Origin of the sequence: Bradyrhizobium sp. WSM1253 (assembly GCF_000244935.1) — a bacterium.
GTDB lineage: Bacteria > Pseudomonadota > Alphaproteobacteria > Rhizobiales > Xanthobacteraceae > Bradyrhizobium > Bradyrhizobium canariense.
Window position 1 is genome coordinate 124,386 of the sequence record NZ_JH600072.1, and the last position, 24,585, is coordinate 148,970.

The following is a 24,585-nucleotide window of genomic DNA, read 5'->3' on the forward strand; positions in this document are numbered from 1 at the left end:
CGGCCGAAAACGGCGCGACCATGGCGCAAGGTTATCTTTTTTCTCGGCCCTTACCGCTCGAAGAGTTCGCTGTCCTGCTCCAGCCGCGCCGTTTGGCTTCGGCGTTCGAAGTGGTACCCAGGCGAGACGGAGCGGAGCGGAAGACCATGATCCGCTGAGGCGTCGGCGATCCGAAGACACAAGAATTGAAAGAAGGCCGCCGCACGGGCGGCCTTCTCTTTTCCACACCCACGACACTCAGTAGCTCTCGCGGGCGTGGAGCTACTAGGAATCGATATTTTGCGCGCTACTTACGATGCCGTTTTGATGGCGGCATGCGCACTCGCCGATTTATGAAATGGGCCGGTCATTATCCGCCCCGCAGCCCCGCTGAATGGCTGGCTGAGGGCCACGTGACCTGCAACATCCAATGCCTGAACGGCCGTTGCGATCGCAGGGTTGACGTGCGGCTCGAGACACTCCCGCAGGATCAACCGTGGTCGAGCGTCGGGTTGCGCATGGTCTGCTCGGCATGCGGCGCCGCAGGATCTGTGCATAACGTCGGCGCCTATGCATCCTTTGCAGTCGACACGGAGTTGTATTCAGAACTCGGCTATGGAGAGCTAACACTTTCTTTGATCAATATGGGAACGCGCAACTACTACCTTTCGGCCCGTGTCGATAAGCAGAAGGCGAGCTCAAATATCGTCGCGATGGTTGGATAACTGCGCGGCTTGCGAATTGCGCGCTGACCAGCGCACCGCTGGCGCGCTCCGTCACAAGGCTCTCGTTTTGATGTTTGGCTTAGGTCTTCAGCCCTGATGAAGACAGTTGTCGGGAAGTCGGGAAAACCGGATCGTCAAATTTCCATATTAGTTTGGACATTAATCTGACGCGTTCTAGCGCAGACTATCGGTCTTGCGATGAGGCAGCCGGGGGGCGGCCTCGCACACGAGAGAGGGCTCGCTTTAGCCAGCCCCGGCGAGCCCTCCCTCAGTCAGCAAGACTGACGTTTAAGTTTTCCATAAGTGTGACATCGACGACATTGCGAACTTGAGCCGTCGCTGTAGGCTTGTCTTGCCGGGGCTGGAATCAATATTTCACGTCTTCATTTTAACCCGGCTGGCCGCAGTGGTTTGCCGCTGCGGCCTTTTCGTGGAGCGCTCCTAGCGGTGAGGCCCTCCTGCTGGGACACAGTGATAACACTGCCGATCCGGCGTGCGCCTGTACGACTGCCCAACCTGTAAGCGGTTGTTTTTGGGATGCCAGCCGCCATAATTTGCCTGATCGCGGTCCTGCTTTTGTCTGATCGAAAAAATTGGCAGCAGGGTGGAAATGGTCCGATTCGGGGCTCCTAAAAGTTCGGCGATTTGGTCCGCAGAGGACGACAAAATACTTTTTCAGATGCGCGCGACCGGAGCGTCATTCAGCGACATTGCAGCATACCTCGGCCGGAGTCAGGCCTCGGTCGAGGCTCGCTATTCCAAGCTAAAGAAGAAGATCAAACTGCGTGGTCGTTCCTAAACGCTTAAGCCCTGCCTCCGGCGGGATAGGACCTGGTGAACACGCCCTGTTGCTCAATGCGGTTGTAATGAAAGGTGCAGCCATGAGCGCGGGCGAAGACTTCGGCCTCTGCAAGAAAGCGAGCGCGTCATTCCCGCCGAACGCGTACTCGATGTACCGATCGCGAATTATCACCTGCTGGTCCGCCCCGACATCGTCTAAAACGCTCGCCAGCCGGAGCAGGTAGTTGTCCCGCGTCTCCATGAAGGCTGGCCATCCTGAAGTTTGTCTTGCCGCGATCCTGCCGAAAGCCAGCCAGCGCGAACCGGCGGTTTGTACCGAAGCGCGGTCAGCTAGCCAGCTCTAGGTTTTTGCCTCGGTTTTCCCTTTTCGGTGTCCTGACGGCGCGGCCCGTCGGTTATGGGAAGCAACCAGCTGCGCACACCGAGGACACACGCCGTCGGCCGCATCCGTGAGTTGGCGCACAATCTCTTCCATGAGACCTTCACGCTCCCAGCACGTGCCATCACTCCTTGTGATGCTTCTGGCGCGGTAATAAGCATGCGTTTCGGCGTCGCCGTCTCCGACGCGGATCATGACCTCTGGATGGAAAGGACAGCCGCCAGGGACGTCATCAACAGGTTGATGGGGAATCGCCCTATTGCGAACGCCCGACCAGTTGTTAGGCGATTTCAATCATCTGCCCGCGGCGTGACGATGAGCCACAGTTTCGTCCCAGCAGGCGTGAAGCAGGATCTGATTAGAAACTGGCCGGTCGGTGCTTCAGCCAAGTATTGCGACGCCGCGAGCAGAGCGCCATAAACGCCAGTTTCAGACGCTGCGGGGGACGAGCTTTGTGGTCAACGGCGCACGGCAGACGGTTGCTGACCGGTCCGCCGAAATGAAATGGATCAACGGCTGGCCGACGGCCGCAACCTTCGAAGGGGAGTTCTCCAACGTGACGCGCAGCTACGCCAAAGGGCGTGGTGCGATATGCTTGCTAACATCGCGACTTCCGCTGTTGGCCCGTGGCTGCCCTTCGCTCAGAAAACTGGGGGGGGCAGCTTTCGAAGGCGAGCCGAACAGCGCAATTCGGCTTGGCCGAGGCAGTCTTTGACCCATGGCCGACATCGCGGTGTTGAGCTATATTGGAGCAGGAGCCAACGTCACTTCGCGATCATCCGATGAATCAGCAAGAAAGTGGCAGGTCGGCGCTAGTGCGCCCGAGGTGTACCAACCGTAATACTACTGACAGGACCTGTTCCTCGAAACCGGGCGACCGCGCGATCGACGTTGCTTAGGAGGACGGAGGTAAGCCTCGTCTCCATCCTCTATTCTAGGGAGGCATCAACAGCAGGGAGCTAACATCATGCGCGCATTTGGAGCTGTATGTTTCTCACTATTACTGTCGGCTGTTCCTGCGACTGCGGCAGATCTCAAGGAGGAAATTGGGAAGATAGCTTCAGCATACGAGCAGCACTTCAACAAACAAGATGCTGCCGGGATTACGTCACTCTATACGAAGAACTACCTGCGTGTTTCTCAGAATGGAATTGAGCCCGACAATACCAAGTTTTACGAGGACGGTTTCAAAGCTGGACTTGATCGCCTCGAGGTGAAGGTGACCGAAGTTCAGCCATTGTCAGAAAACATGGCTCTATCAGCTGGCGAAGCTCACATTACTGGTAAGAGTGAGAAAGGCGATGCCCTAGAAATAAACGCTATTTGGACTGCTCTTGATGTTCGTGAGAATGGGCAATGGAAGATTCGTATGCTGACGTCGGCTCCTAAGGCAGCGCCGCCGCAGCCGCAGCAAGCGGGGGCCACGGCGACTACAACGGGGAACGCGCCGAGTGGAAAATAGTGCCCACCCGAGAGTAGTTCGTCGTAACCGGCTTTCGCGCCCAAACGGGCGGAGGCAGCAACTGAAACGTGGGTCTTTCGGCCACGGAAGCCGACTCGCATCCGCCGCGTGAGATCAAGGGGCCTCGCCTCTCGAAAATGACGGGGCGGCGCGGCTCCTTGATCGGACCGAACAACAGCTTCTGAGTGAAGACCGGGCTGCAGCAAGGAAAGCCCTGCAGGACCGAGTCTGGCCCTAAGCCGAAGAGCGGTTCAGCCGCCGTGATGTCCGCCGTCGCGGGTAATGAGGGGCAGAGCAGGTCCGCTCTGCTCAGCCAATTCAGACGTCGACCTGCCCTGCTATTGCGAGTGCATCGTCGACTTCAATTCCCAGGTTCCGGACGGTGTTCTCGATTTTGGTGTGCGCCCGGCGTGGGAGCACGCCGAACCTGTTTCCGCTTGAAGCCCTTGAACGAGCTGGCCCTTGGGCTTGCGGTGATGAGTTTCGCCAGGAATTTGCCTGGCGCGCGACGATGCGGCGACCGCTCTCGACGTGACGGCGCGCCTGCGAATTGTTCGAAGGTCATTGGATGCATTCCCAGTGGCCGGGGAGCGCAAGCGGCGTGCTCGCCGGATGGACGCCAAAGTCCAAACGGGTGACGCTCCCATTCTCAGATCTCGCGCCCTTGGGCGCGGTATATCCGCTCATCCCTTGAAAGTCCCCTAGGGACATCTAAATATCAGCCACACGCCATCCAGTGGGATGGTGATTGGGGTGTTTAGCGCTATGGCCGACAATGTGCGCGAGTTGCGACCCAAAGCCCCCGACACTGAGAAGATCACGATCAACCTTGGCTACGTCGACCTCGGTCATGTCGATCTTATGGTGCAGGAAGGGTTCTATTCGAACCGGACCGATTTCATCCGGACAGCAATCCGGAACCAGCTCGAGCGCCACGTGGAGGTCGTCAGACAATCCACGGCCCGGAAGAACCTGGACCTTGGGCTGCGCAACTACACTCGCGAAGATCTCGAAGCGGCGCGGCGCACCGGCGAGATGCTGCAGATCAATGTTTTGGGCTTAGCCACCATCGCCCAGGACGTCACTCCCGAGTTGGCTCGCGCCACAATCGCGTCGGTCTCGGTGCTGGGTGCCCTTCACGCCACTCCCGCGGTCAAGGCCGCTCTCGCCGACAGAACGAGGTGAACGATGCTGAATCAAGACATAGTCCGCGAAGCAACCCGCCTCACGCGTGCCGGCCAATTGGTCGAGGCCACCGCGCTGCTGCAGCGCATGCTCCAGGGCGATAGCGCTCCAAGACCGGAGTCTCGCGGCGCCTCTCAGGCTCGGCTCCCGCGGCTCGATCCGCTCACCATCGACGCCACCGCCGAAGTTGTCGAGGAGCGGGAAGCTCCGCAGATTGCGCCGACCCGCTCTGCTCAGGGACGCAGACGCTCCATACCGGTCGACGGCATGCGGGATTTTTCCGGGCTCGGCCTGCGAAGTCCGATCACGCGCGTTCCTCTGTCCCCATCGGACATCGTGCCCGAGAACACACGATTTATCGCCGGTACCTTCAGTAACGCCGCGGGAAGCCGGACCTACAAGCTATTCATCCCAAGCCGATGTCAGGGACAACAGCTTCCCCTGATCGTAATGCTTCACGGCTGCACCCAGTCGCCGGACGATTTCGCGGCCGGCACCCGGATGAACTTTCTGGCGGAAGAGCAGAATTGCTTCGTGGTCTATCCTGAGCAGCCGAGCGGAGCCAACCAGTCGAAGTGCTGGAACTGGTTTCGCACCGGCGACCAGCGCCGCAGCGGGGGCGAGCCCTCGATCATCGCCGGCATTACCCGCGAGATCATGCGCGACCATGCGATCGATCCGAAACGCGTATACGTCGGGGGGCTGTCCGCCGGCGGGGCCGCCGCCGCGATCATGGGCGCAACGTATAGCGACCTGTACGCGGCCGTCGGAATTCATTCAGGTCTCGCGTGCGGCGCCGCGAGCGATCTTCCCTCCGCGTTCGTAGCCATGCGGCAGGGAGGCGGCTTCAAGGCAATTGCGGATAGCAAAATTTCCGTGCCGACCATCGTTTTCCATGGCGATCGCGACACTACGGTGCATCCAAAGAATGGCGACCAGATTATCGAGCAGTCCGCCAGGGCAACGAGGCCGACGACGACGGTACTTCGCGGACGCGTACCCCACGGCCATGCCTATACTCGCACCGTCCTGATCGACGGGGCCGGTCGGACGATTTCCGAACACTGGAACATCGATGGCGCCGGACACGCGTGGTCAGGAGGTAGCCCCGCCGGGTCCCACACTGATCCGCAAGGGCCGGATGCGACGAGGGAAATGCTGCGCTTCTTCCTCGAGCATTCGCTCGGTGGGTAGTCTGGCTTTACAGGGCGCTCAGGTTGTCCTCGAGCACGTCGCCGAGCGTCCGGACCGCTTGGCGTCGCCGAAGCCGGCCTCTATCCGCCAGCGCTGGGCGCGACGGGCGAGAAATAGGTCGCATAGATCACCGGGACTTTAGGATAATCCTCTCGGCAACGTTCGGTATGTGCCATCCGTCGATGTCTCCCGGCGGCTTGACGTCCGTGATGAGAACGTCCGCGATAAAGCGGTCCTTTGGAGAGCGCCACGCGCGGAGGCCCGATCGTTCTCAGACTGGCGCCGTTGAGCATAGGTCTGGAAGATCGCCAGCTAGACGTTTGTTGGTTGGAGTTGCTACCTAAAATCATCCTCGACAGCGCAGAACGTCCGATTGATCTCAGTTCATGCGGGACTCCAACAATGCAAGGGCTTGGAACGCCACGTCACAAAGCCTGTTGTCCTTTCAGAAATGACCGTTGTGGTCGCCCCCCATTTTCTTGGAGTGTCAGATGAGCAAACGCAAGCCGGCGACAGCGCCGAAGCGCGCCCGCAATCCGAAAATGGCCGCGCGGGCCCAACAGAACAAGCAGGCCATTGTTCGAAGCCCGAAACAGGATTTACTTCGCTCTGTTGCGGCAGTCTCGATTGAACCGCCCCTTGGGCTTTATGATGACTCTAAACACGAGGTTCCTCTCATTGAGCCTCGGGTGGATGCCTTACCGGATGACCTCAGTCCGAGAATCACGGATAGCGATCCAACGAAAGGCGTTGCTTTAGCGACGGCAAACATGCAGGCGTATCAAGCGAAGCTTCTTGAGATAGCCGCGGCCAACGCGCAATTTGCTTTTGAATTCGGCCTCAGACTTGCGACGATCAAGTCACCGACTGAATTTTTTGGCGTCATTACGGAGTTTACAAACAGACGGCTCGATATGGTCGGGCAGCATTCGAAAGAACTGGCGGCTTATCCGGTCTGGCGCATCAATCCGCCCCAAGAGCTCACCGCTCTGTCGGGACGATAACTGCAAGCCGTATCCGCTGCGGCAAAGGATGGAAGCGAACGCCGATCACGCACGCGCGGTTGCTTGCTTTCGGCTGGGGCGCGCGGCTCACAACGAGGGAGCCGAATCAGCATCGGCCCTAAGCGGCCTCGGTGCGCCCAATCCGAGGTACCCGCCATCGCGCATATAGGTTGACACCATGTCCACAACAGAAGCCGTGCTGATGATCGTTTTGGCAGGACTTGTCGTTTTGATCCTCGGCAACATCGCGTTTCAGGTGGCAGCGGAGCGAAAGAATCCCCCGATCGGCGTCTTTACCGAGTGCGACGGAGTGCGCCTTCACTATATTGAACGGGGCGATACCGCCGCCCCTTGCGTGGTCCTGTTTCACGGGAACGGCACCATGATTCAGGATCTCGTCCTAAGCGGTTTGGTCGACCGCCTGGCCCAAGACTATCGCGTCGTTTGCTTCGACCGGCCAGGATTTGGCTACAGCGACCGTCCGCGCACGCGCATCTGGACGGCCACAACGCAAGCTTCCTTGTTCGCGAAGGCTCTTGATCAGCTTGGAGTGCGCAATCCCGTGGTGCTCGGCCACTCCTGGGGAACGCTGGTGGCAATCGCGCTGGCGCTGCGAAGCGGTTATGCCGTGAGTGGGCTCGTGCTTGTGTCCGGCTACTATTTTCCAACCTTTCGGATGGATTTTTGGCTCATGTCAGGTCCGGCACTGCCGCTGCTCGGGGATCTGATGCGCTACACTATCTCGCCGATCATATCGTGGGCTATTACGCCGAAGCTGATGCGCACGCTGTTCGCGCCGCGTGCCATTCCGCCGAAATTCAAGAATGAATTTCCGATCTCGTTGGCTCTACGGCCCAAGCAGTTGAGGGCGGCCGCCGAGGAGAGCGCGTTCCTTATTCCAGCGGCCGCGCAGTTGCAGCTTCAGTATCAGGGCATCCGGTCTCCCGTTAGGATCCTGCATGGAAAGGGTGACCGGCTCATCGAGGCCGACCAGTCGCGCCGCCTGCACGAGGTGTTGCCTAGCTCGGTGCTACATCTGGTCGAGGATGCCGGTCACATGGTTACCTATGCAGATGCTGCGGGAATAGCGGATGCCGTGGCGGCGCTGGCTGCCCAATGAGGCGTGTTGAAGAGCGCGCCGAACCTGACATCGCAGACAGGTCCACTCACGCGGGCCCCGTGAGGCGCAGCCCGCGTCAGATTCCGAAAGGCCGCCTTTTTACCGGATCAAGTCATGCTGATCGTCGGACCGTCATGGCTTCATTGCGCCCTGCGCGCTTGTGTAGACTGCGTACAGAGAGGTCGAACCGCAGATGTAAAGTCTATTTCGTTGCTGGCCGCCGAAGCAAAGATTGGCGACGGTTTCCGGAATGTGGATCTTACCTAGCAGTTCGCCCCCTGGCGTATAGCAGCGCACCCCGTCCTCGGTCGGATCGCCCCAACCCACGGAGCACCAGACACGACCCTCGGTGTCACAGCGTAAGCCGTCGGTAATGCTGGGCTTGGGCATTTCCGCAAAGACCTTGCTGTTCGACGCCTTTCCAGCGGCGACATCAAGGTCGAACACCCGGATGTGAGAGGGATTGTCGGGCCCGTCGGTGAAACCGGTGTCGATCACATAGAGCTTCTTCTCGTCGGGCGCGAACGGTAATCCCGTTCGGCTCGACGAAATCATCGGCGATCACCTTGATGTCCCCTGATTTAGGATCGACGCGGTAAACGTTGTGCTTTTCCTGCTCGGGCTCGGCCTTGATGCCCTCATAGAAGCCGCCGATGCCGTAGGCCGGATCGGTGAACCAGATCGCACCATCGGACGTGACAACCGCGTCGTTTGGCGAGTTCAACCTCTTGCCATTGTACTTGTCAGCAATGATTGTGATCGAACCGTCCAATTCAGTCCTGGTAACGCGTCGGCCAGAATGCTCGCAGGTGATCAAACGGCCCTCGCGATCGATGGTGTTACCGTTCGAGTTCATGGATGGCTGGCGGAACACGCTGACGTGACTCGTCTTCCGAGAAGCGCATGATGCGGTTGTTTGGAATATCGCTGAACAGGACATAGCGGCCAGCCGGGAAGTAGACCGGCCCCTCGGCCCATCGAAATCCCGTTGCGACGCGTTCTACCGCCATCGTTCCGGCGAACGCCGGAAAGTCAGCCGGCCCGAACGTGGCCTTGCCCTTCTTCATGGATTCCAGGTGAGCATCCGGGTAGCGGCTTCCCGATAGCGGCCCCAATGGCAACGGCTCGGTCGACCTGGTTGGAGCGCCCGTTTGACCGAATGGCGCTACGCTCGCAGCCGAAGCCATTTTCACGGTTGCTGCCATTGTCGCGGCTGCTGTTGTGGTGAGAAACGCGCGTCTGTTCATCATCACCTCCCTGTTGCATTGACAATTTTTGCGAGACGCTGATCGGCGATCCGAACTGCTTGCCAAGCAGTGCTGTCGTTCGGACATCGTAAATTGTAGCACGAGAAAGATGGGGCCAAGAAGTCGAGCAGTGCGCTGAGCGTGAAGAAGGCAATCCTTGGCGAATGGGGCGCATCTCGCTGTGCGCACCCGCCCCGAGGTCGATCGCGTAGGGATGAGATGAGCCAAACGGGTTCAAAAAAAGCCCCAGCTCCCGGGTCGGGGAAACTGGGGTCTAGCCTCTCGCTTCGGCCGGCAAGGGGACCGCCGGCACCGACATGCTAGTTCCTCCAGGGGCTCCAGGGGAGTCACGATCAGGTGTGGTTGATCACAAGCATTACGGTGTGCGTGGCCGAATGAACTCGCGCGAAAGATATGGCTGGTTCCGAAGAAATGCGATGCTTGTCTCTATGCTCCGCAGCGGATCAGTTGAAACATCCTGTTCGACGAGAACATGTCTCACGCCGCTCTGGCGCGCAGCTTCGAGTATGCTGGCAAAGTCGATCGTGCCGCGACCTAGTTCGGTGGTCGAACCATCTTTTGCCATGTCCTTGAGATGAACCAGTGGAAACCGCAATGGATTTGCCCTCAAGACGCGCGCAGAATCGAGATTTCCTTTGGTTGCCCAATAAACATCGAGCTCGAACTTGACCAAGCGCTCGTCCGTGCGCCTCAGCAAAACATCATACGGCTGGATGCCACCGGGCAGGGCAGCAAACTCGAAGTCGTGATTATGATAGGCGAGGGTCAAGTTCGACCGCGACGCTAATTGACCAATCGTGTTCAGATTATCGCAGATCCGCTTCCAATCATCGGTGGTCTTCCGTACCGACGGATCCAACCATGGACAAACGACAAACCGACTGCCGAGCAAATGAGCGATCTCGAACGATGGTTGGGCATTGTCCCGCAGACTGGGGTAGTCGATATGCAGTGATGGGGCAGTGAGACCCAGGCCTAGCAGGAGCTTACGGGTGTGGCTGACGTCTGAGCCGAGAATGCCGGCAAACTCCACCTCGCTGTAGCCGAGAATGGCAACTCTCCTCAGAGTCCTCTCAAAATCGACCTTCAGCAGGTCACGAACCGTGTAGAGCTGCAGGCCAGTTTTCCGCACCTCTCCACCGAATGTCGAATCGATTGTCATCATCGCCCCAGCCGCGATGAATCCTAAAACAGCTCGCCTGCTGAGTTCCGCCGGCATACTGGGCTATCTTGGCGCTTGTAGGACGACACCGTAGCGCTCGTATATCCGATTGATCGTACCGTCGGTTCGCAGCCGGTCCAGGGCTCCGTCGATAGCTTCACGCAACTGGTCATCCGGGCGCACCATGCCAACAGCAACATTCCAGTTAAGGTTCGCCTCGTTCTCGTCGAGTTCGAGAATGCGTACCGCCTTGTCCGGATGCGTCACATTGAAATAGCTGGCGGTCGTCGGGGTGACCGCTGCCGCATCAATCTCATGATTGGCAAGAGCCTCTAGGCTGTCGACCTCGAAACCAAACGTCGACGTGGGCACGTGGCGCCGACCGAGGGTCATGGCCGCCATAGATCCGACCAGGACACCAACTTTCGAGTGCTCATCGAGACTCTTGAAGGAGGTGAGTTTGCTTCCATGAGGAACTGCCAGCGCAACACCTGTGCGGTAATACGCCTTCGATATCCTCAGATTGGTCTCGCCCTGCGCCTCGCGGTCGGCGATGATGTCGAGCACGATGTCGCAGCCCGCGCTCCGCATCTGGTATTGAGTGATGATCCAGTCTGACCTCAGTGAGACACCAAGCTCGCGCGCGAACGCGTTGCCCAACTCGATCTGAAATCCGGGAGGGTCACCGGCCTTGTTGGCGAAAGGAAGCGAGTTGGGGTGGGCGCATAGTCCAAGCACACCGGAGTTGCGGATCGCGTCGAGAGAACGAGCCTGCGCAATACTGGTTAGTTCCAGCAGGGCGCCGACCACGAGGGCTAAATAAGTTTTCATGAAACCCCTGTGTAGATCAATGTCGCCTAGCCTTCATGTGGCTTCAGGGCGCGGATGTATTTCATGATTTCGTCGATTTGCGCATCGCTGAACGTCACGCCGAAAGCCGGCATCGCGCCTTCCTTGCCGTTCTTGATGCGGTTGCGGATGAAGTCGTCATCTCGCTTGCTATCCATGAGCTGCGGCCCCTTGCCGGCAGCGCGACCGCCGTCGGAGTGACACCAACCACAGGTCGTCGCGAACAACTGCCCGACATCGAGTTGTTGGTTATCCGGAGCGCCCGGAGTAGGTTGCTGCGCGCGAGAGGGCAAGCTGGCAATCGTAAGGAGCGCGGCCAGTGTCGAGGTCGACAACGTCATGATCTTCCAAGCCAATCGCATACCGGCCAACCCGACCTCTCAGGGATCCAATTTGCGCCGAGCTTCGTTAGCTCCGCTTTGACAAAGGGAGCGGCGTCACGCCGCTCCCTCCCGGCGTCACGAGCATTATTTCAGACTGTAAACGATGAGCGCGCCGTCGTCGCGAGGCATGCTCTTGTAGACGCCGCCGAAGGTCGGCGCGTAGTCATCCGACGCCATGCCGCCGAAGCCGGCGACGACCGCGATGTACTGCTTACCATTGACGGCGTAGCTGATGATGCCGCCTTGGTGGCCGGTGCCGTCGCCGTGGCTCCACAATTCGGCACCGGAATCGGCATCGTAAGCATGGACCGTGCCGCGCGAGTCCGGGACGAATACCAGATTGCCTCCAGTGGACAATACGCTTCCGAGCGGCGGCTCGGGGAAGCGCACTTCCCACTTCTTGGCGCCGGTGATGGGATCGCGCGCATCCAGATGGCCATAGATCTCACCGCCGGGCGGCGGAGCGATCTTGAAGTCGGCTCCGATGTTGAGTTGGGCCTGAGGAGCAACGATCGGAGTCGTCTTCTGAACTTCGAGCGTCATGCACCATTCCTGGCCGAGCTTGTAATAGAGGCCTGTCTTCGGGTTATACGATCCGGAATTCCAGCTCACCCCACCAGATATGTGAGGGCACAATGGTTCGGAAGCCTTCCCGGCGGAGAAGTCGCGGCGACCGATTAGCTCACCCGTCTTGGGATCGATATCCTTGACGAAATTGCTGTTCTGCGTGATCCGCCATACGTTTTTGACGGCGAGGTTGCGGTCGTAAACGAAGATATATCCGCTCTTGTTCGGATGGACGATGTACTTCTGGCCATCGCGATCGAGCATCACAAACTCGCCGACCGCGCTATCAAAGTCCCAGGCGTCGTGAGGTAGCTCCTGATGATATGACTTCAGCTTGCCGGTGTCGATATCGAGCGCAAGCACTGAGGTGGTGTAGAGATTGTCTCCGGGACGCGCCCCTTGCGTCTTGTAATCGGCTCCCGACCAGTCGTAGAGCGGAGCCGGGTTTGCAGTCCCCCACAGAATTGTGTTTGTCTCGCCGTCGTAGGTGCCAGGCATCCAGCCGCCGCCGCCGCCGGTCCGCCACGAGTCATTGCCCCAGGTCTTTATGGCGTCGTCGGTGCCGGCAACCGTCAGGAATTCCCATTTCTTCTTGCCGGTTGCAGCATCAACACCGAAGATCGGACCCCGGCCCGGCCATTCGCCGCCTTGCGCGCCGATCACCACTGTGCTCTTGGCGTAAAGCGGCGCTCCGGTGAAACCAACGGTCAGCTTTTGGGAATCGATCAGCTTGGTGTCCCACATGACCTTTCCGGTCTTCATGTCGAGCGCGATGAGGCGGCCATCCATGGTTCCGACATAGACCTTCCCTTCGCCGATGGCGGCACCGCGATTATAGGGGGAGTGGGTCTGCCGCGCGATCAGGGCCTCGTCCAACTCGGGGAAGTAAGACCAGATCACCTCACCGGTAGCGCCGTTCAGTGCAAACGTGCGGCTGTAGGACCCAGTGTAGTAGAGTACCCCGTCGGCCGCGAGAGGCATCGATTGCAGCCCTCGCGTGGAACGTCCCGGAATATGGATCCAGGCAACGCCCAGATTGCTTACGTTACTGGGATTGATCTGTGCTAGCGGGCTGTAGTGATACGACTTGTATGAGCCATGATAGGTCAGCCAATCGTTCTGACCGGCGGATTCAATCCGGGCCGTGTCCACGGATTGCGCAAACGCCCCTGACGCCATAAGCGTCACACCAATAACAACAGGGAAACAAGAATAACGCCACTGCTTCTTCATGTAGAGTTCCTCCCGCTTTTTAACATTTGTGGACTGAGTAGCCGCCTCCGAGGAGTTTCGCCGTTCAATGCGGCGCTTCTTCGCCACCACATATCAGGTGCCGCACACTTCCTCTCGCTCTTCTCACAAGTAGCTACGCTGACCGGACTGGCTCTGGTGCACCAACCCACTCGCAGAGTACGCGGGATCACGTCTTGTGCAACGATGGAATTCCCACGCGGCACGGCTAGTGAATGTCAGCGCCTCTTACCGAAGTCTACCCTGTCTTGCGGCTGGGGAGCCGCCTCGGCGAAAAAAACCCCCGTTGAGCGGGGGAGTACCAGGTCAGCACTTTTACCGGCGCGATCGGATCGCTAGCAGTCGGGCATTCCTGCTGGGCGCGAGGAAGCATTGGCGTTGGCGCTCGTACCGGAAGAAGCAGCGGAAGAAGTGCCAGAGCTTGACCCAGGTGATGTTGTTGAGCCGACCGTGGTATTTCCGGATGGTCCAGTTGCGGTGGCGCCGCTTACGTCCCGAACCACCTTATTAGCCACGTCCCAGCATTGTTTGAGATCGTGACCACTCGACCCACCCGTCGAAGTTCCTTGAGCGTTTGCGAATGCACCGATAGCCAACAATGCGGCGCTGATCGGCACTCCTAGATAAATCTTCCTCATTGATGGAATCTCCTCTTGTATGCCGGCAAGAGTGCCGACGCCTCTTAATGCGGGTGCAACATCCAACGTTCCCTCCAGATGCAAGCATCAAGCGAGCAACGAACTTGTCGCGCGGCACACCACATTAGCGACTTCGAGGAACTCGCGGCATGGAGCACATTTAACCTGGACGTGGCGGACGCTTTGTTGCGCCCAGGAGGAGGCTCGCGGAGCGTTCTCGAGTGCTTCTGTCAATAATCCCCAAACTTCGGAAGTTAGAGGATATCCACTCCTCCAAACTGTGGGCGCTAAACCCTCGCGAAGATGTTCATTTTTCGCAAGCCTTGGACGGTTCTAGAAATAAGCTACGGTAATGAACTACGGTAACTCGGCCAAATCGCAATACGTGATGCCACTATGGGCATCCGCCCGCAAGGATGTGAACCTCTTCGTCCTGCTGGGCTCTCGCGACTTCGACAGGCATAGTGTCCTTTTCGCACGCCTCGCGCCGCTCAACTGCGAATACTTTCTGTACACGCCGGTTTCAATTGCTAGCTTCTAAAATCGTCCTTGCAGTCGCTCTTCGTCGCGTTCGTGCTCGGAAGGTCGATCCCTCGCGGATTTAAGAGAGCTGCCATCCTGCACGCAGGATGCAAGTGCGATCAAGATTTCAGGCCTCGCTCGGCGTCACCGATCTCGCAATTTCGCCGACGTGAACGGGCGGGGGAGCAGTTAGATCATCGCGGCCAACTGGGCTCAGGCCATGGCATGTAAAGACGCAGCCCTGCGGAGAAAGGGCATCGATGAGCTGCAGCGGCGTCCTCTCATGCTGTGACATACCGGGCCGGCACGATCAAGACCTACAAGGCCGGCACGTAGGGCAGGGGGTTCCGGCTAATCGTAGAAGCACGGTTCGGCCTTGCAGAGCTTGGGAGCTAGTTAGACGGGCAGCCGAAGCCAAAGGTCGTTGCTAGACAGCGTACCGGCCGGCGTGGCTATCTCCAAATCGACGATGCGAAATGAGTCGGGCTGATCATCATACAGGTAACGAAGATCCCAGACCGGGCCAAGTTCTGGTGTAATGGCGAAGTCATCTAAGGCACTCGCGACGTATCGAACGGCATCGCGATGTGCTATCGGCGCGGAGAACATCGTGTCGATCAGCGTGGCGAGGCTCATACCTTCCTGGAGCATGGTTCGCGCGACTTCGTCTCCGTGGACGAGCCTAAGGGCCGATACGAGGGCCGCGATAGCGTCAGGGTTCTTTAGAGACACGGCAAATTCGTTTCAGGCCAAAAGCCGGACTATTGACGTAGGGGCGCGTGGGCGGCGGTTGCGTCCTTTCGCACGGCAATGCACGTCTGCTACAACACCTCAGCACGGACTTGAGCAACGCCACGTTTTGTAATCCCCAAGCTGCGCGCGGCCGCCAGCGAGAGGTCGAGGACGCGGCCACGGACCCATGGTCCGCGGTCGGTGATACGAACGACCACCGACTTATTCGTCTCAAGATCAGTGACGCGGACTCTCGTGCCGAACGGCAGACGGCGGTGCGCCGCGGTTAGTAGATTCCGATCAAACGATGAACCGCTCGCTGTCTTGCCTTTGGAATACGAATAGTAAGAGGCTTTTCCGGAAATGAATCGATTGAAAGATTGAGCCCCTGAACGATCTTTCAAAGGCTCTTGTCCGTTCGGAGACTGCGCTTGCGGCTCCTCCTTCTTTGCCTGATCGAGTACTTCAGGAGCGGGCTCCGCGTGAGCCTTTGGAACGACGGACCATCTGTCATTGAATGTTTGCCCGACAGCAGGGGTCGCGTGAAGCCCCGTCCAAGTTGAGACCGCTGCAATCATTATCATTCCAGAAAGCGGGCGCATGATCGACCTCGCTACAAATCACAAAACAGAGAAACAATGCAAACTCATAACGCACGTTCCGGCACATCCCCGATTCATATGTAGAAAGGTGATGTACTACCCATGGCGGAACGTAGACGCAGCGCAGCAAGCAGATAGCTCGCTGCAACGCACCACGTTAACGGCATCAGTTCTAGAGCTCTCTGGCGAAGCGAGCGTCAACACCGCCTGTACGTGCAGGGATTCAATCAGTGGCGTGAATGTCTTCGCCCTGATTGTAGACACGAGGAGGACATTGAACGGACCGCCACAGTTTGGTGGGGCGAGAGGCCGCGAGTCACCTAAGACGCTCCGTACGTTGCCTGCCATGGCTCGATGTTCAGTGGTCCGCTGGTCACTATAATGGCGCCGACCTGTGGGTTGCCTCAAGGCGCAGGGATTTAGCCCGGTGCGAGTCGTTGCCGAATGGGGACACGCCGTTGGCGTGCCGAAATGTCCAATGCTCAGAGCCTGCAGCGCGTACCGTCCGCGAGACCTATCGCGCGCTGATGACCAATGGCGGCGATACGCTATCAAAGTCAGAGACCGTCACTATTGCGGCAATTGAGCAAGGCATTCCTCTCCTGGTGGAAGCTCGAGAAATCATAGCCGGTTTCCGTGCGATGATCCGCAAGAAGGCTCACGGAGAGCTTGAATCATCGTTGGAACGAGCATGCGCAAGCCTAGTCGTGTCTTTCGCCAACGGCGTCGTCAAGGACAAGGCCCCCGTCAGCGCAGCGATTACCGACGTCCTGGTCCAACGGACAGACCGAAGACCAGATCGCCAAACTCCAAACTGGGTTAAGCCCCAATGCCGGGGCATGGAAGGAATAAAGCTTCCAGCCGCGCTGGCGCTGCTGCTGCGAGCGGATTTGCGCGGCCTCAGGCGGAAGGGACCGCGATGGATGCTCGTGGCGCTTCAGACCGCTGGAAGTTTGAACGAGATGTTCAATTGGTTCAGAGAGGTGGCCAAACATTGGCCGGAGAGACGCAGATCACTAGAAGTAGTGGGGTAGACGGCACATCCAAATTGACTTTCATTGTGGCGATTAAGCCTAACGGTTCAATCTCAAAACAGAGACGGCAACCACTTCGTTCTCGCGGTATTGCACAGGCCGTGTGACACCTTTTGGGGCGGGGAACGGGCTTTGGAAAAAGACAACGCAGTCAAACCGATCAGGTTTGGCCAACGAAAAGTCGTGCCTCGCATCTGCGTGGCTGACTCGAAGAAACACATTCGATCTTTTCTTTGTGAAGCGCTTCAAGAACTCGGATTCGCCATCTGTGAATGCGCTCATTCAGCCGAAGTAACCGGAGTAATCAACGCCGACATTCCTGATCTGCTTCTGCTCGGGTTTGCTGGCGAGGGCATGGAAGCGGTCCGTGTTTTGGAGCGACTCGCGGGCGAGCGCTTTGGTGGCCGGGTGCTCTTGTTCGGGCCTCCTCATTCGCAAGCGTTGCTGGCATTGGCGACGCTCGGAGCCCAACTCGGCCTGCATATGCTTCCCGTCCTCACCACGCCGTTTGGGGAGCTAGAGCTGCAGGCGAGGCTTGCTGACTTTGTGCCCTTGCCACCGCCGCGCCCCGGTGCCCGCCAGTTTCATGTAAGCAAGCCGTCGCCAGATCAGGTTCACAAGGGCTGTGAGTGCATTTAGCCGCTCGAGGCGGACTTCAGCGCGGGTGCAAAGCGTTCGGAGAATGTTGCGGCCTTGCCATCCCGGGCTGCAGAAAGGGCCGCCGAGATAATCGTTAAACACCCCACGAATGCGATCGGCAGTAAGGCCGCACCGAAAATAGTTTCCGCATATTACCCTCCTCGAGAGGTCAATGCCGTTCAGTTTTGGAGGGCGTTGTTTCAGCGTCATTCCGTGTGAGGCTCGAAACGGTTTCGTGCACGCGGTCGTGACGCAAGCTGGAGTTACGGCGGCAGGACCTGCGTTGTGCGCCGCGCAACAACATATGCTCCGAAAAGACCGATGGCGGAGAGACGGCCCCGGCTTCAGGATTGGCTCTTGAGGTACGCCGGGGCCGCACCGCCAGCTTGGGCAAGCTAGCGAGACAGCAACGGCGCCGTGAGGACACGGGTTCCTCGCCGCGCAGGTCAGGCGAGGTTTAATTGGCACACTGTAATCCGCCGCGCTTTATTTTCGTTTCTACCCTGCGGCAAGCCACAATGCCTCTGACACTGCGGATGATCGGCCTGGATGATTACACGGTTCACGAGGACCGGCAGCTAGTCGGGCGCATCCGCTACGCCAACGAACGCTCCCCGGGGTTCTGGTTGTGGACGTGCATCGTGACGCTTCCCGGTCCGCCGTTCGGGGAAGCTGGCTCGCTCGATGAAGCGAAGGGGCGATTCATGGTCGCATGGGAGAATTTCAAGGCGAAGCATACGGCGGAAGATTTGGGGAAGGCCTTCGCTGAGATGAACCGCGCCAACCGACAAGACCATTATCTGCGCTCAGTGCGTTAGCGCGTCGCATTTGATTGCAACAAAATTCGCCGGTTCACACTGACGGCCATTTCCAAGCCGACGAGTTCGTCCCGACTGTGTACGCGCCCAGCAGTGAGATTGCCCCGGCTTCAAGGGGGACTTTTGGGTGGCCGGAGCCGCTCCGCCAGCTCCGCGGGGAGCCGGCAAGATTCTGAAGCTCCCTATTGAGGTGTTCGTTCCCTGCTGGTCCATCGTTGGAAATTCACGGGAGGCGCCGGTTCACGTTGGCTGCCTTCCTCATGTGGGCAACATGACGCCTGTCCCAGTATAAGCGGTCATGCATCCAACTCGCATTTTAAACTAAGTCCTAAGTTGGCGGGCTTTTCGTTTTTGTCAGCTTCTGTCATGTTGCCACGGTCATTTTTCAGGAGAGACGCGCGTGGCAACAGGTATTGTGAAGTGGTTCAACGCGACCAAAGGCTATGGCTTCATTCAGCCCGACGACGGCGGGAAGGACGTCTTTGTCCACATATCAGCAGTGGAGAAGGCTGGCTTCAGTGGTTTGGCAGAAGGTGCAAAGGTGAGCTACGAGATCGTGAGCGATCGGGGCAAGCAGTCCGCAGGTAATCTGAGACTGTAGGCGTGGCTGGGACAGGGCCCGCCGGTTCGCGCCGGCGGGCCGGGCGCGTTGATCACGTGTATCGAAATTGAGTACACGCTTTGGTGCTGCGATCTTCGGCGCTTTCACCGCTCCAGTTCCTTGATGGCGTCCTTTAGCAGTTCGAGAAGCCGGATTTCACATGCCCCCATGACGAACTGATCGGCGTCGTCAGGCACGACAATCTGCCCCTGCACGTGTCCATCATGGGAGTGGATGATGAAGTCTCGAGCCTTGCACGCTTCGTTGCGGACGTTCGTTATCGCCTCAAGCGGACCCCATTCAATTCTGACAGCCATTGCTAACCCTCGCTCTTGGGGGAACGCGCGCGAGCTACTGCGGGTCATGCGAGTTGAGGAGCGGTAAAGCCGGCAGATCGATCGGCTCGCCTGGAGGTCGATCAACCCTGTTCGCTTTCTTTCCGCTGACGAGGACACCAATATAGCCGGCACCCACCAGTAGGGCCCCTGCGATCATCAGCCAGTGCGGAAATGCCAAGGACATGGTCGCTGGCCTTAATACCGCGCAGGGGCGGCGGTAGGAGAAACCTATTCAACCATTTCGTGATTGAACAAGTCAAATAGTTAATATTTAATAGCTACATTAACAATTTAATTGTTGAGATATCTCGATCGAGTCTATGCACTTCAGCAGCACAGGGCCTTCCGACCAGCACCCCTATGATCGCGCGCCGGGGGCGCGTCCTGCGTGGTGTCCTTCGGCAAGTGGGCCAATCGTCGCCGAGCCGGAGGCCGCGAATGACACCGCGGGCGAATGGCCTCTGCTGCCGTTCCCTGATGGTTGGTACGCCACCTGCTGAGTTATCACGCGGCGTCTGCCTCTATGGTGCTGGCAACCGGCAAAGCCGGCACCTGAAAGCGTCTGCGGGCCGGTGGGGTTGCCCATTTAGCACAGTGGCGAGGATTCACCCCAATCAGGGATGATATGTGAGATATTCGACAGAGAGTGTCGGAAGAGGCGATACTCTTGAGGCGGGATGATGGGCCTAGTTGCGTCATTTTGCATGTCGGAAGATGTACTTCGCTTCTACCAGTTAGCTGAGGTGTGCAGGGAACGGGCGGCGCAAGCCCGTCAGTCCGTCGATGCGGAGCCGTGGCTAAAGCTTGCTGAGGACTGGCTCGAATTCGCACGAGCCGACCAGCAACGGCGCGACAACGGAGCGCTTACGAGCCGCGCTGCATCCGATGAACGGCGACCAGAAGATCTGGCCGCTCGAGCACTTCCACCAGCTTGTCCAAGATGATGCGCTCGTTATTGCGGGGCCTCGGTTCTAAGTATTCTTCCAAAATGCGCTGGGCGTCACTAACAGCTTGAAGAGCTAGCTGTTCATCCGTCATCTGTTAGCCTCCAGTGGCCATTCAGAACGGAAGAACTTACGTGTAAGATAGTTCCAGATCCCTTAATTGCCGGTTGATGATGCGGTGCTCACGATAAGGGAGGCCGGCGAGTTTTTCTTTGATCAGATCGGACCGGGGCAGGCCAGTCCACGATGACTAAGTTTCACCCATGTGTATGATTCCCTTGGGCGGGGCTTGTTTCGACATGCTGGAAGCCATTCTCCTGTTGCTGGGAATTGGGGCCGCAGCCCTTCCGCTGATCGCCTTCTGGGGACTGCAGCATCACGTATGACTGCGCCTCGGGGGCCTACCGCCTCGAGGGGCCGCCGGTTGACGCAGCGTGGTTGCTGCACGCGACTGTGATGACTGTTAGGAAATACCCTGCAAGCGGGAGGTATTCCTGAGCCTAGCGTGCGCCCTTCCACTGGAGGGAAGCGCAATGAAGGATGAAGTGGAACTTGGCATCGTATCGAATGCTCGCGCTGACGGCCGCTGTTCTGGTGGCGGCTGGTACCAGCATGGCGGTCGGTACTCCTCGTGGAGTCCATGAACCAATGTTGGGGTCCGATTGGCAATGCAGCCGGACCATGCTGCTCGTGACCACGTGTGCGCACTGAAGCATTGATCGTATAGCCGCAGACGCGCTCGGCAAAGCTAGCGGGCGCTCGTTCATACATCTCGGCCTTCACGAATGTAGGCCTAACAATCGGTTAACGAAGAACCCATAGTGTGTTCCGCCGCTGACCTGCATCTCGTCACGCATGACGAGGTGGGTCTAGGACGGGGCCGATACCATGGCGGACCTAAGGGAAAAATTGGACAAACTCCGTGCGGATGCCGCGGATTTGGCCCTTATGCAGGCGATCGAGCGACCCGCAAAAGCGCGCACTTTTCGAACGCTTGGCAGATGAGCTCGCCATAGAGGCTCTCGAACTCAAGCAGGTGGTGCAGCTGCAAAGCCGGCGCTCCGGTCACAGCGACATGGATAAAGTCGTGCCCCTCCGCGTGCGTCCAGATCGTCGCTGACCCGACCCCGCCTTCCTTTTTAGGCCACCGCCTTAACTCCGGGCGGCCGCGTCGCGGATCGCGAGCGGGACCGACGCCCCACGTAACGCATGTGGCTCGATTTAATTGACGCGCTGCCGCGTTTTGCAAAGAGTGTTGGATGGCCTGTTAACTCGGATGGCCAGGAGCACAATTAATCCATCGCCGCATGGGGGCGCATGTCGCCGCGAAGGCTCGTGCCGAGTCGGGGGCGCAACACATGGCTGCACGTTTCGTTATAACCGTAGTGAGCAACAAGGTGTGTTCACCAGGTCGTATCCCGCCGGAGGCAGGGCGTAATGTTTTAGGAACGACCACGCAGTTTGATCTGCTTCTTTAGTTTGGAATAGCGAGCTTCGACCGATGCCTGACTGCGGCCGAGGTATGCTGCAATGTCGCTGAATGACGCTCCGCTCGCGCGCATCCGAAAAAGCATCTCGTCGTCCTCTGCGGACCAAATCGCCGAACTTTTAGGAGCCTCGGATCGGACCATTTCCACCCTGCTGCCGATTTTTGCGATCCTGCAAAAGACGCCGCGTCAGGCAAATTATGGCAGCCGGCATCTCGCCAAACCACCGCTTACAGGTTGGGCAGTCGTACAGGCGCACGCCGGATGGCAGTGTTAGCACCTGTGTCCAGCAGGAGGGCGTCACCTGGCGTTGCGGCTGCAGTCAAGGACGCGAAGATGGGGAGGGCGGGGGAGGACTCTCGGCTAACCGATCCATTGCGCAAAGGCGCGTCCGTTGGTGCGGCTTACTCGACCTCGCTGCTTGCGGAAACGTTGTAACCGACCGTAGACGGCCTGGCGACTGCGACCCAAGCGCTCGCCGAGCTCGGTCGCAGTCATGCCCTCATCGTGTAGCGCAAGCAGTTGGGCTTCTTCTTCGGGCGACCACGGGCGGACCTCTTGTCGATTGTTGGACATCGATTCAAGCCAGCAAAAGCGCTGCGGAGCGTCATCGTACGTCAGGATCGTAAACGATAAGTTCAGGAGGAGCCGTGAACGTCGTCTGACTCGCGCCTGCAAGCTAGGGGCGCGTGTAATGTCGACCCAAGATACGGCGGTCCAGGGTGCCCGTGTAACGATCGGTAAGTATTGGGCATGCAAAATAGCGCCTTTCTGCGCGTGATCAGTCCGACCAAGAAGATCGCCGTGACATCAGATAATGATGACGAGCTGGCTGTTCTGGGCCGAACGCACGAAGCGATTGGCAGCCCGCGTACCCGACTTGGATATATTTTCTCAAGGTCTCATCGAGCGGATGAACGGCGGCTGGCGTGTCACAGATAAGGGGCGCTCGGTTCTCGAGATTATGGAGGCGCGGTCCGCACCCGCCCAAGCAACGGAGCTAACTCCCGTCCGCGCCGTCGAGGAGCCGACGCTGGCCACCTCTCTGTCACCCGTGCCTTCGATACCGCCAGTTCGGCGCAAGCGCGACCGAAAGCGGCGCCAGCGGGACACTGTACAGCGAAGACAGGCGAAGGCGTCGTAACGAAGGTCGGTCGCGGTTGGATTCGAGTGAAGCGGCGCAAATGACACGTAAGACATTGATTTTTCTAAGCTTTATTGATTCGCATAACCTTCATTATGGAACATCCGAAGATATTGGGTCGGTTTTCCAGGTGGCATGCCGCCCGCCTTTCGGAATAATCTGCTTCCGACAGGTTGTGACAATCCGGCTTCGAGTGCAGCATCTTCGCTGCTTAACCCAGCGGCAATCGCCCGCCAAAATTTATTCTGTTCATCGCGCCCGGCAACAGAGGGCCGTCCTGGCGACGGCAATGGGGCTCGTCCTGACCGCGCCGATCTGCGCCTTACAACGTTCATCGCAACCTCCAAACTCCTGGTGTTGCGACGACCGTTTGAATCCGCCCAATACGTCTCTATCAAGTACACCGAGCGCTTGGCTAAAGCTGGCGTCGAGCCTTCCGTTGGTAGTGTCGGAGATTCCTATGACAACGCTCTCGCCGAAACCATCAACGGCCTCTACAAGGCCGAGGTGATCCATCGGCGCGGGCCATGGCGCAGCTTCGAGGCCGTCGAGTTCGCGACCCTGGAATGGGTGGACTGGTTCAACAACCGACGGCTCCTGGAGCCCATCGGCAACATCCCGCCAGCCGAAGCCGAGCAACGCTACTACGCCATGCTGGAACAACCGGCCATGGCGGCATAACTTAAACCAAACAGCCTCCGGCAAACCCGGGGCGGTTCATCTTCCCGATTGTCATGTGTTATCGGTGGTTCTTAATTCATGTTATTCCTTCGTCGGGTTGAGCCACTTACAGTCCCCAGCGTCGCGCGGCAAAATGCATTGCGCGACGCCGTAGCGATTACTTACGCTCCGCGTCAGCCTCTTGCTCAAGCCGCAAAATATGTGCGCGCAGCGTGTCAAACCGCTCCTCGGCAACGTCGCTGAATAGCGGGTCGTTGTGACTCGTCGCGGCTGAAGCGATCTCAGTCCAATCGTGAGGCTCGAGAACCTTAACTGCCACTGGAAAAAAATCGCGATCTTCCATCCTCATGTGACGGCGCTCGTGCGCGATAAAATCCCGAATGATAAGATCCACATCTTCGCGCAGAATGCCACGTTTCGCGAGAACGCTGTCGACCGCCTGAGCGACGCGGCGTAAAAGTTGGGCCCCTTTCTGGTGTTCGCGAGCTAGATCGCCGACCTTCGCAGCAGCGGCTGGATCTCGTGCCCTCAGCTTGGCAAATACCAAGTCTTCCTGGGGATGATGATAAACTTCTGGATAGACTTCGAAGTAACTGATAACCGCGTGAATGACCTCGTAGTCAGCACGGTCGCCGCGGTCGAATACCTCGAGCTCCCGCTCGAGGATGGCCAGCAGCTTCTCAATGTTGAGATGCTCTTGGGATAAGCGCTCTATGATCATGGCAGAGCTCCATAAACGGGTCTCAATATAGTCTATGGTCGAGTGTCAGCATTTGCGACAGATCAATCCGAGACAATGCGATTTTAAGATCGCGCAACTCGTGCGGACCATGCTCGCGATTGCCTAGCCGCAATTTAGACCCATATTCTGAATTGCAGATGCGTGTGAAATGGGAAAGCCGCGGTCTGCGATGGCGGATTGCGTCCCAAAACTGCCACGCCCCTCCCCGTACCGGCCTACAGCATGCCCTCACACGCATCGCTTCACGCCTTGCGGCGACGCCGCGTTGGATCGCGCGGGCGGTTTGTGAAAGCCAAGATGCAACTCGGCCGAGGCCAAGCACTCGTTTAGCGTT

General features: G+C 58.4%; 21 protein-coding genes and 3 pseudogenes. 13 read left to right on the forward strand and 11 right to left on the reverse strand.

Annotation, left to right across the window (positions count from 1 at the left end):
- The first annotated feature begins 392 nt into the window (after window positions 1-392).
- The 7 genes and pseudogenes from BRA1253DRAFT_RS00555 (at window position 393) to BRA1253DRAFT_RS00590 (ending at window position 7,849) form a co-directional block, all read left to right on the forward strand.
- Complete coding sequence (locus BRA1253DRAFT_RS00555) at window positions 393-704, forward strand: hypothetical protein (protein WP_157158499.1); 312 nt, start codon at window positions 393-395, stop codon at window positions 702-704.
- Window positions 705-2,311: 1,607 nt separating this feature from the next.
- A pseudogene (locus BRA1253DRAFT_RS46045) lies at window positions 2,312-2,486 on the forward strand (autotransporter outer membrane beta-barrel domain-containing protein); the annotation flags it as partial.
- 365 nt (window positions 2,487-2,851) lie between these two features.
- Complete coding sequence (locus tag BRA1253DRAFT_RS00570) at window positions 2,852-3,346, forward strand: DUF4440 domain-containing protein (protein WP_009859251.1); 495 nt, start codon at window positions 2,852-2,854, stop codon at window positions 3,344-3,346.
- A gap of 765 nt (window positions 3,347-4,111) precedes the next feature.
- Window positions 4,112-4,531, forward strand: a complete 420-nt coding sequence (locus BRA1253DRAFT_RS00575) for a CopG family transcriptional regulator (protein WP_035992306.1) — start codon at window positions 4,112-4,114, stop codon at window positions 4,529-4,531.
- Between the two features lie 3 nt (window positions 4,532-4,534).
- On the forward strand, window positions 4,535-5,725 hold the full coding sequence (locus tag BRA1253DRAFT_RS00580; protein ID WP_009859253.1) for a PHB depolymerase family esterase: 1,191 nt from the start codon (window positions 4,535-4,537) through the stop codon (window positions 5,723-5,725).
- A gap of 491 nt (window positions 5,726-6,216) precedes the next feature.
- Window positions 6,217-6,729: a phasin family protein gene (locus BRA1253DRAFT_RS00585; RefSeq protein ID WP_009859254.1), complete on the forward strand. Its 513-nt coding sequence runs from the start codon at window positions 6,217-6,219 to the stop codon at window positions 6,727-6,729.
- A 178-nt stretch (window positions 6,730-6,907) separates the two neighbouring features.
- Window positions 6,908-7,849, forward strand: a complete 942-nt coding sequence (locus BRA1253DRAFT_RS00590) for an alpha/beta fold hydrolase (protein ID WP_009859255.1) — start codon at window positions 6,908-6,910, stop codon at window positions 7,847-7,849.
- A gap of 132 nt (window positions 7,850-7,981) precedes the next feature.
- On the opposite strand, the pseudogene BRA1253DRAFT_RS00595 reads toward BRA1253DRAFT_RS00590, so the two are convergent.
- The 7 genes and pseudogenes from BRA1253DRAFT_RS00595 to BRA1253DRAFT_RS40800 form a co-directional block, all read right to left on the reverse strand.
- Window positions 7,982-8,916, reverse strand: a pseudogene (locus BRA1253DRAFT_RS00595) (SMP-30/gluconolactonase/LRE family protein).
- Between the two features lie 556 nt (window positions 8,917-9,472).
- Window positions 9,473-10,336, reverse strand: a complete 864-nt coding sequence (locus BRA1253DRAFT_RS00600) for a sugar phosphate isomerase/epimerase (RefSeq protein WP_035992122.1) — start codon at window positions 10,334-10,336, stop codon at window positions 9,473-9,475.
- A gap of 6 nt (window positions 10,337-10,342) precedes the next feature.
- The gene (locus tag BRA1253DRAFT_RS00605; protein WP_009859257.1) at window positions 10,343-11,110 is read right to left on the reverse strand and encodes an ABC transporter substrate-binding protein; all 768 of its coding nucleotides are present in this window, start codon (window positions 11,108-11,110) and stop codon (window positions 10,343-10,345) included.
- A 26-nt stretch (window positions 11,111-11,136) separates the two neighbouring features.
- Complete coding sequence (locus tag BRA1253DRAFT_RS00610; RefSeq protein WP_009859258.1) at window positions 11,137-11,469, reverse strand: cytochrome c; 333 nt, start codon at window positions 11,467-11,469, stop codon at window positions 11,137-11,139.
- A 126-nt stretch (window positions 11,470-11,595) separates the two neighbouring features.
- Entirely contained in the window at window positions 11,596-13,311 is a 1,716-nt protein-coding gene (locus BRA1253DRAFT_RS00615; protein ID WP_009859259.1) for a PQQ-binding-like beta-propeller repeat protein, read from the reverse strand.
- Window positions 13,312-14,885: 1,574 nt separating this feature from the next.
- Entirely contained in the window at window positions 14,886-15,125 is a 240-nt protein-coding gene (locus BRA1253DRAFT_RS00625) for a hypothetical protein (RefSeq protein ID WP_009859261.1), read from the reverse strand.
- Between the two features lie 185 nt (window positions 15,126-15,310).
- Window positions 15,311-15,799 (reverse strand): septal ring lytic transglycosylase RlpA family protein, encoded by a 489-nt coding sequence (locus BRA1253DRAFT_RS40800; protein WP_198288213.1) that lies wholly within the window; start codon window positions 15,797-15,799, stop codon window positions 15,311-15,313.
- 551 nt (window positions 15,800-16,350) lie between these two features.
- On the opposite strand from BRA1253DRAFT_RS40800, the gene BRA1253DRAFT_RS44180 reads away from it, so the two are divergent.
- From BRA1253DRAFT_RS44180 to BRA1253DRAFT_RS00645, 4 genes are all read left to right on the forward strand, one after another.
- The gene (locus BRA1253DRAFT_RS44180) at window positions 16,351-16,857 is read left to right on the forward strand and encodes a hypothetical protein (protein ID WP_198288222.1); all 507 of its coding nucleotides are present in this window, start codon (window positions 16,351-16,353) and stop codon (window positions 16,855-16,857) included.
- A 132-nt stretch (window positions 16,858-16,989) separates the two neighbouring features.
- Window positions 16,990-17,496, forward strand: coding sequence for a hypothetical protein (locus tag BRA1253DRAFT_RS43220; RefSeq protein WP_157158501.1), 507 nt, complete (start codon window positions 16,990-16,992; stop codon window positions 17,494-17,496).
- A gap of 536 nt (window positions 17,497-18,032) precedes the next feature.
- Window positions 18,033-18,314 (forward strand): hypothetical protein, encoded by a 282-nt coding sequence (locus BRA1253DRAFT_RS00640; protein WP_157158502.1) that lies wholly within the window; start codon window positions 18,033-18,035, stop codon window positions 18,312-18,314.
- A gap of 400 nt (window positions 18,315-18,714) precedes the next feature.
- Window positions 18,715-18,915, forward strand: coding sequence for a cold-shock protein (locus tag BRA1253DRAFT_RS00645; RefSeq protein ID WP_007601715.1), 201 nt, complete (start codon window positions 18,715-18,717; stop codon window positions 18,913-18,915).
- A 104-nt stretch (window positions 18,916-19,019) separates the two neighbouring features.
- Here BRA1253DRAFT_RS00645 and BRA1253DRAFT_RS00650 read toward each other — a convergent pair whose 3' ends face one another.
- Together BRA1253DRAFT_RS00650 and BRA1253DRAFT_RS44185 are read right to left on the reverse strand one after the other, a co-directional pair.
- Complete coding sequence (locus BRA1253DRAFT_RS00650; RefSeq protein WP_009859263.1) at window positions 19,020-19,232, reverse strand: hypothetical protein; 213 nt, start codon at window positions 19,230-19,232, stop codon at window positions 19,020-19,022.
- 885 nt (window positions 19,233-20,117) lie between these two features.
- A complete protein-coding gene (locus BRA1253DRAFT_RS44185; RefSeq protein WP_009859265.1) occupies window positions 20,118-20,291 on the reverse strand; it encodes a hypothetical protein in 174 nt (57 codons plus the stop codon).
- Between the two features lie 1,436 nt (window positions 20,292-21,727).
- On the opposite strand from BRA1253DRAFT_RS44185, the gene BRA1253DRAFT_RS43225 reads away from it, so the two are divergent.
- Complete coding sequence (locus BRA1253DRAFT_RS43225) at window positions 21,728-21,961, forward strand: hypothetical protein (protein ID WP_009859267.1); 234 nt, start codon at window positions 21,728-21,730, stop codon at window positions 21,959-21,961.
- Window positions 21,962-22,047: 86 nt separating this feature from the next.
- Here BRA1253DRAFT_RS43225 and BRA1253DRAFT_RS46050 read toward each other — a convergent pair whose 3' ends face one another.
- Window positions 22,048-22,260 (reverse strand): helix-turn-helix domain-containing protein, encoded by a 213-nt coding sequence (locus BRA1253DRAFT_RS46050; RefSeq protein ID WP_157158503.1) that lies wholly within the window; start codon window positions 22,258-22,260, stop codon window positions 22,048-22,050.
- Between the two features lie 949 nt (window positions 22,261-23,209).
- On the opposite strand from BRA1253DRAFT_RS46050, the pseudogene BRA1253DRAFT_RS43240 reads away from it, so the two are divergent.
- A pseudogene (locus BRA1253DRAFT_RS43240) lies at window positions 23,210-23,509 on the forward strand (integrase core domain-containing protein); the annotation flags it as partial.
- A gap of 157 nt (window positions 23,510-23,666) precedes the next feature.
- Here the strand turns inward: BRA1253DRAFT_RS43240 and BRA1253DRAFT_RS00675 are convergent.
- Window positions 23,667-24,230, reverse strand: a complete 564-nt coding sequence (locus BRA1253DRAFT_RS00675; protein ID WP_009859269.1) for a hemerythrin domain-containing protein — start codon at window positions 24,228-24,230, stop codon at window positions 23,667-23,669.
- Window positions 24,231-24,585 lie beyond the last annotated feature (355 nt).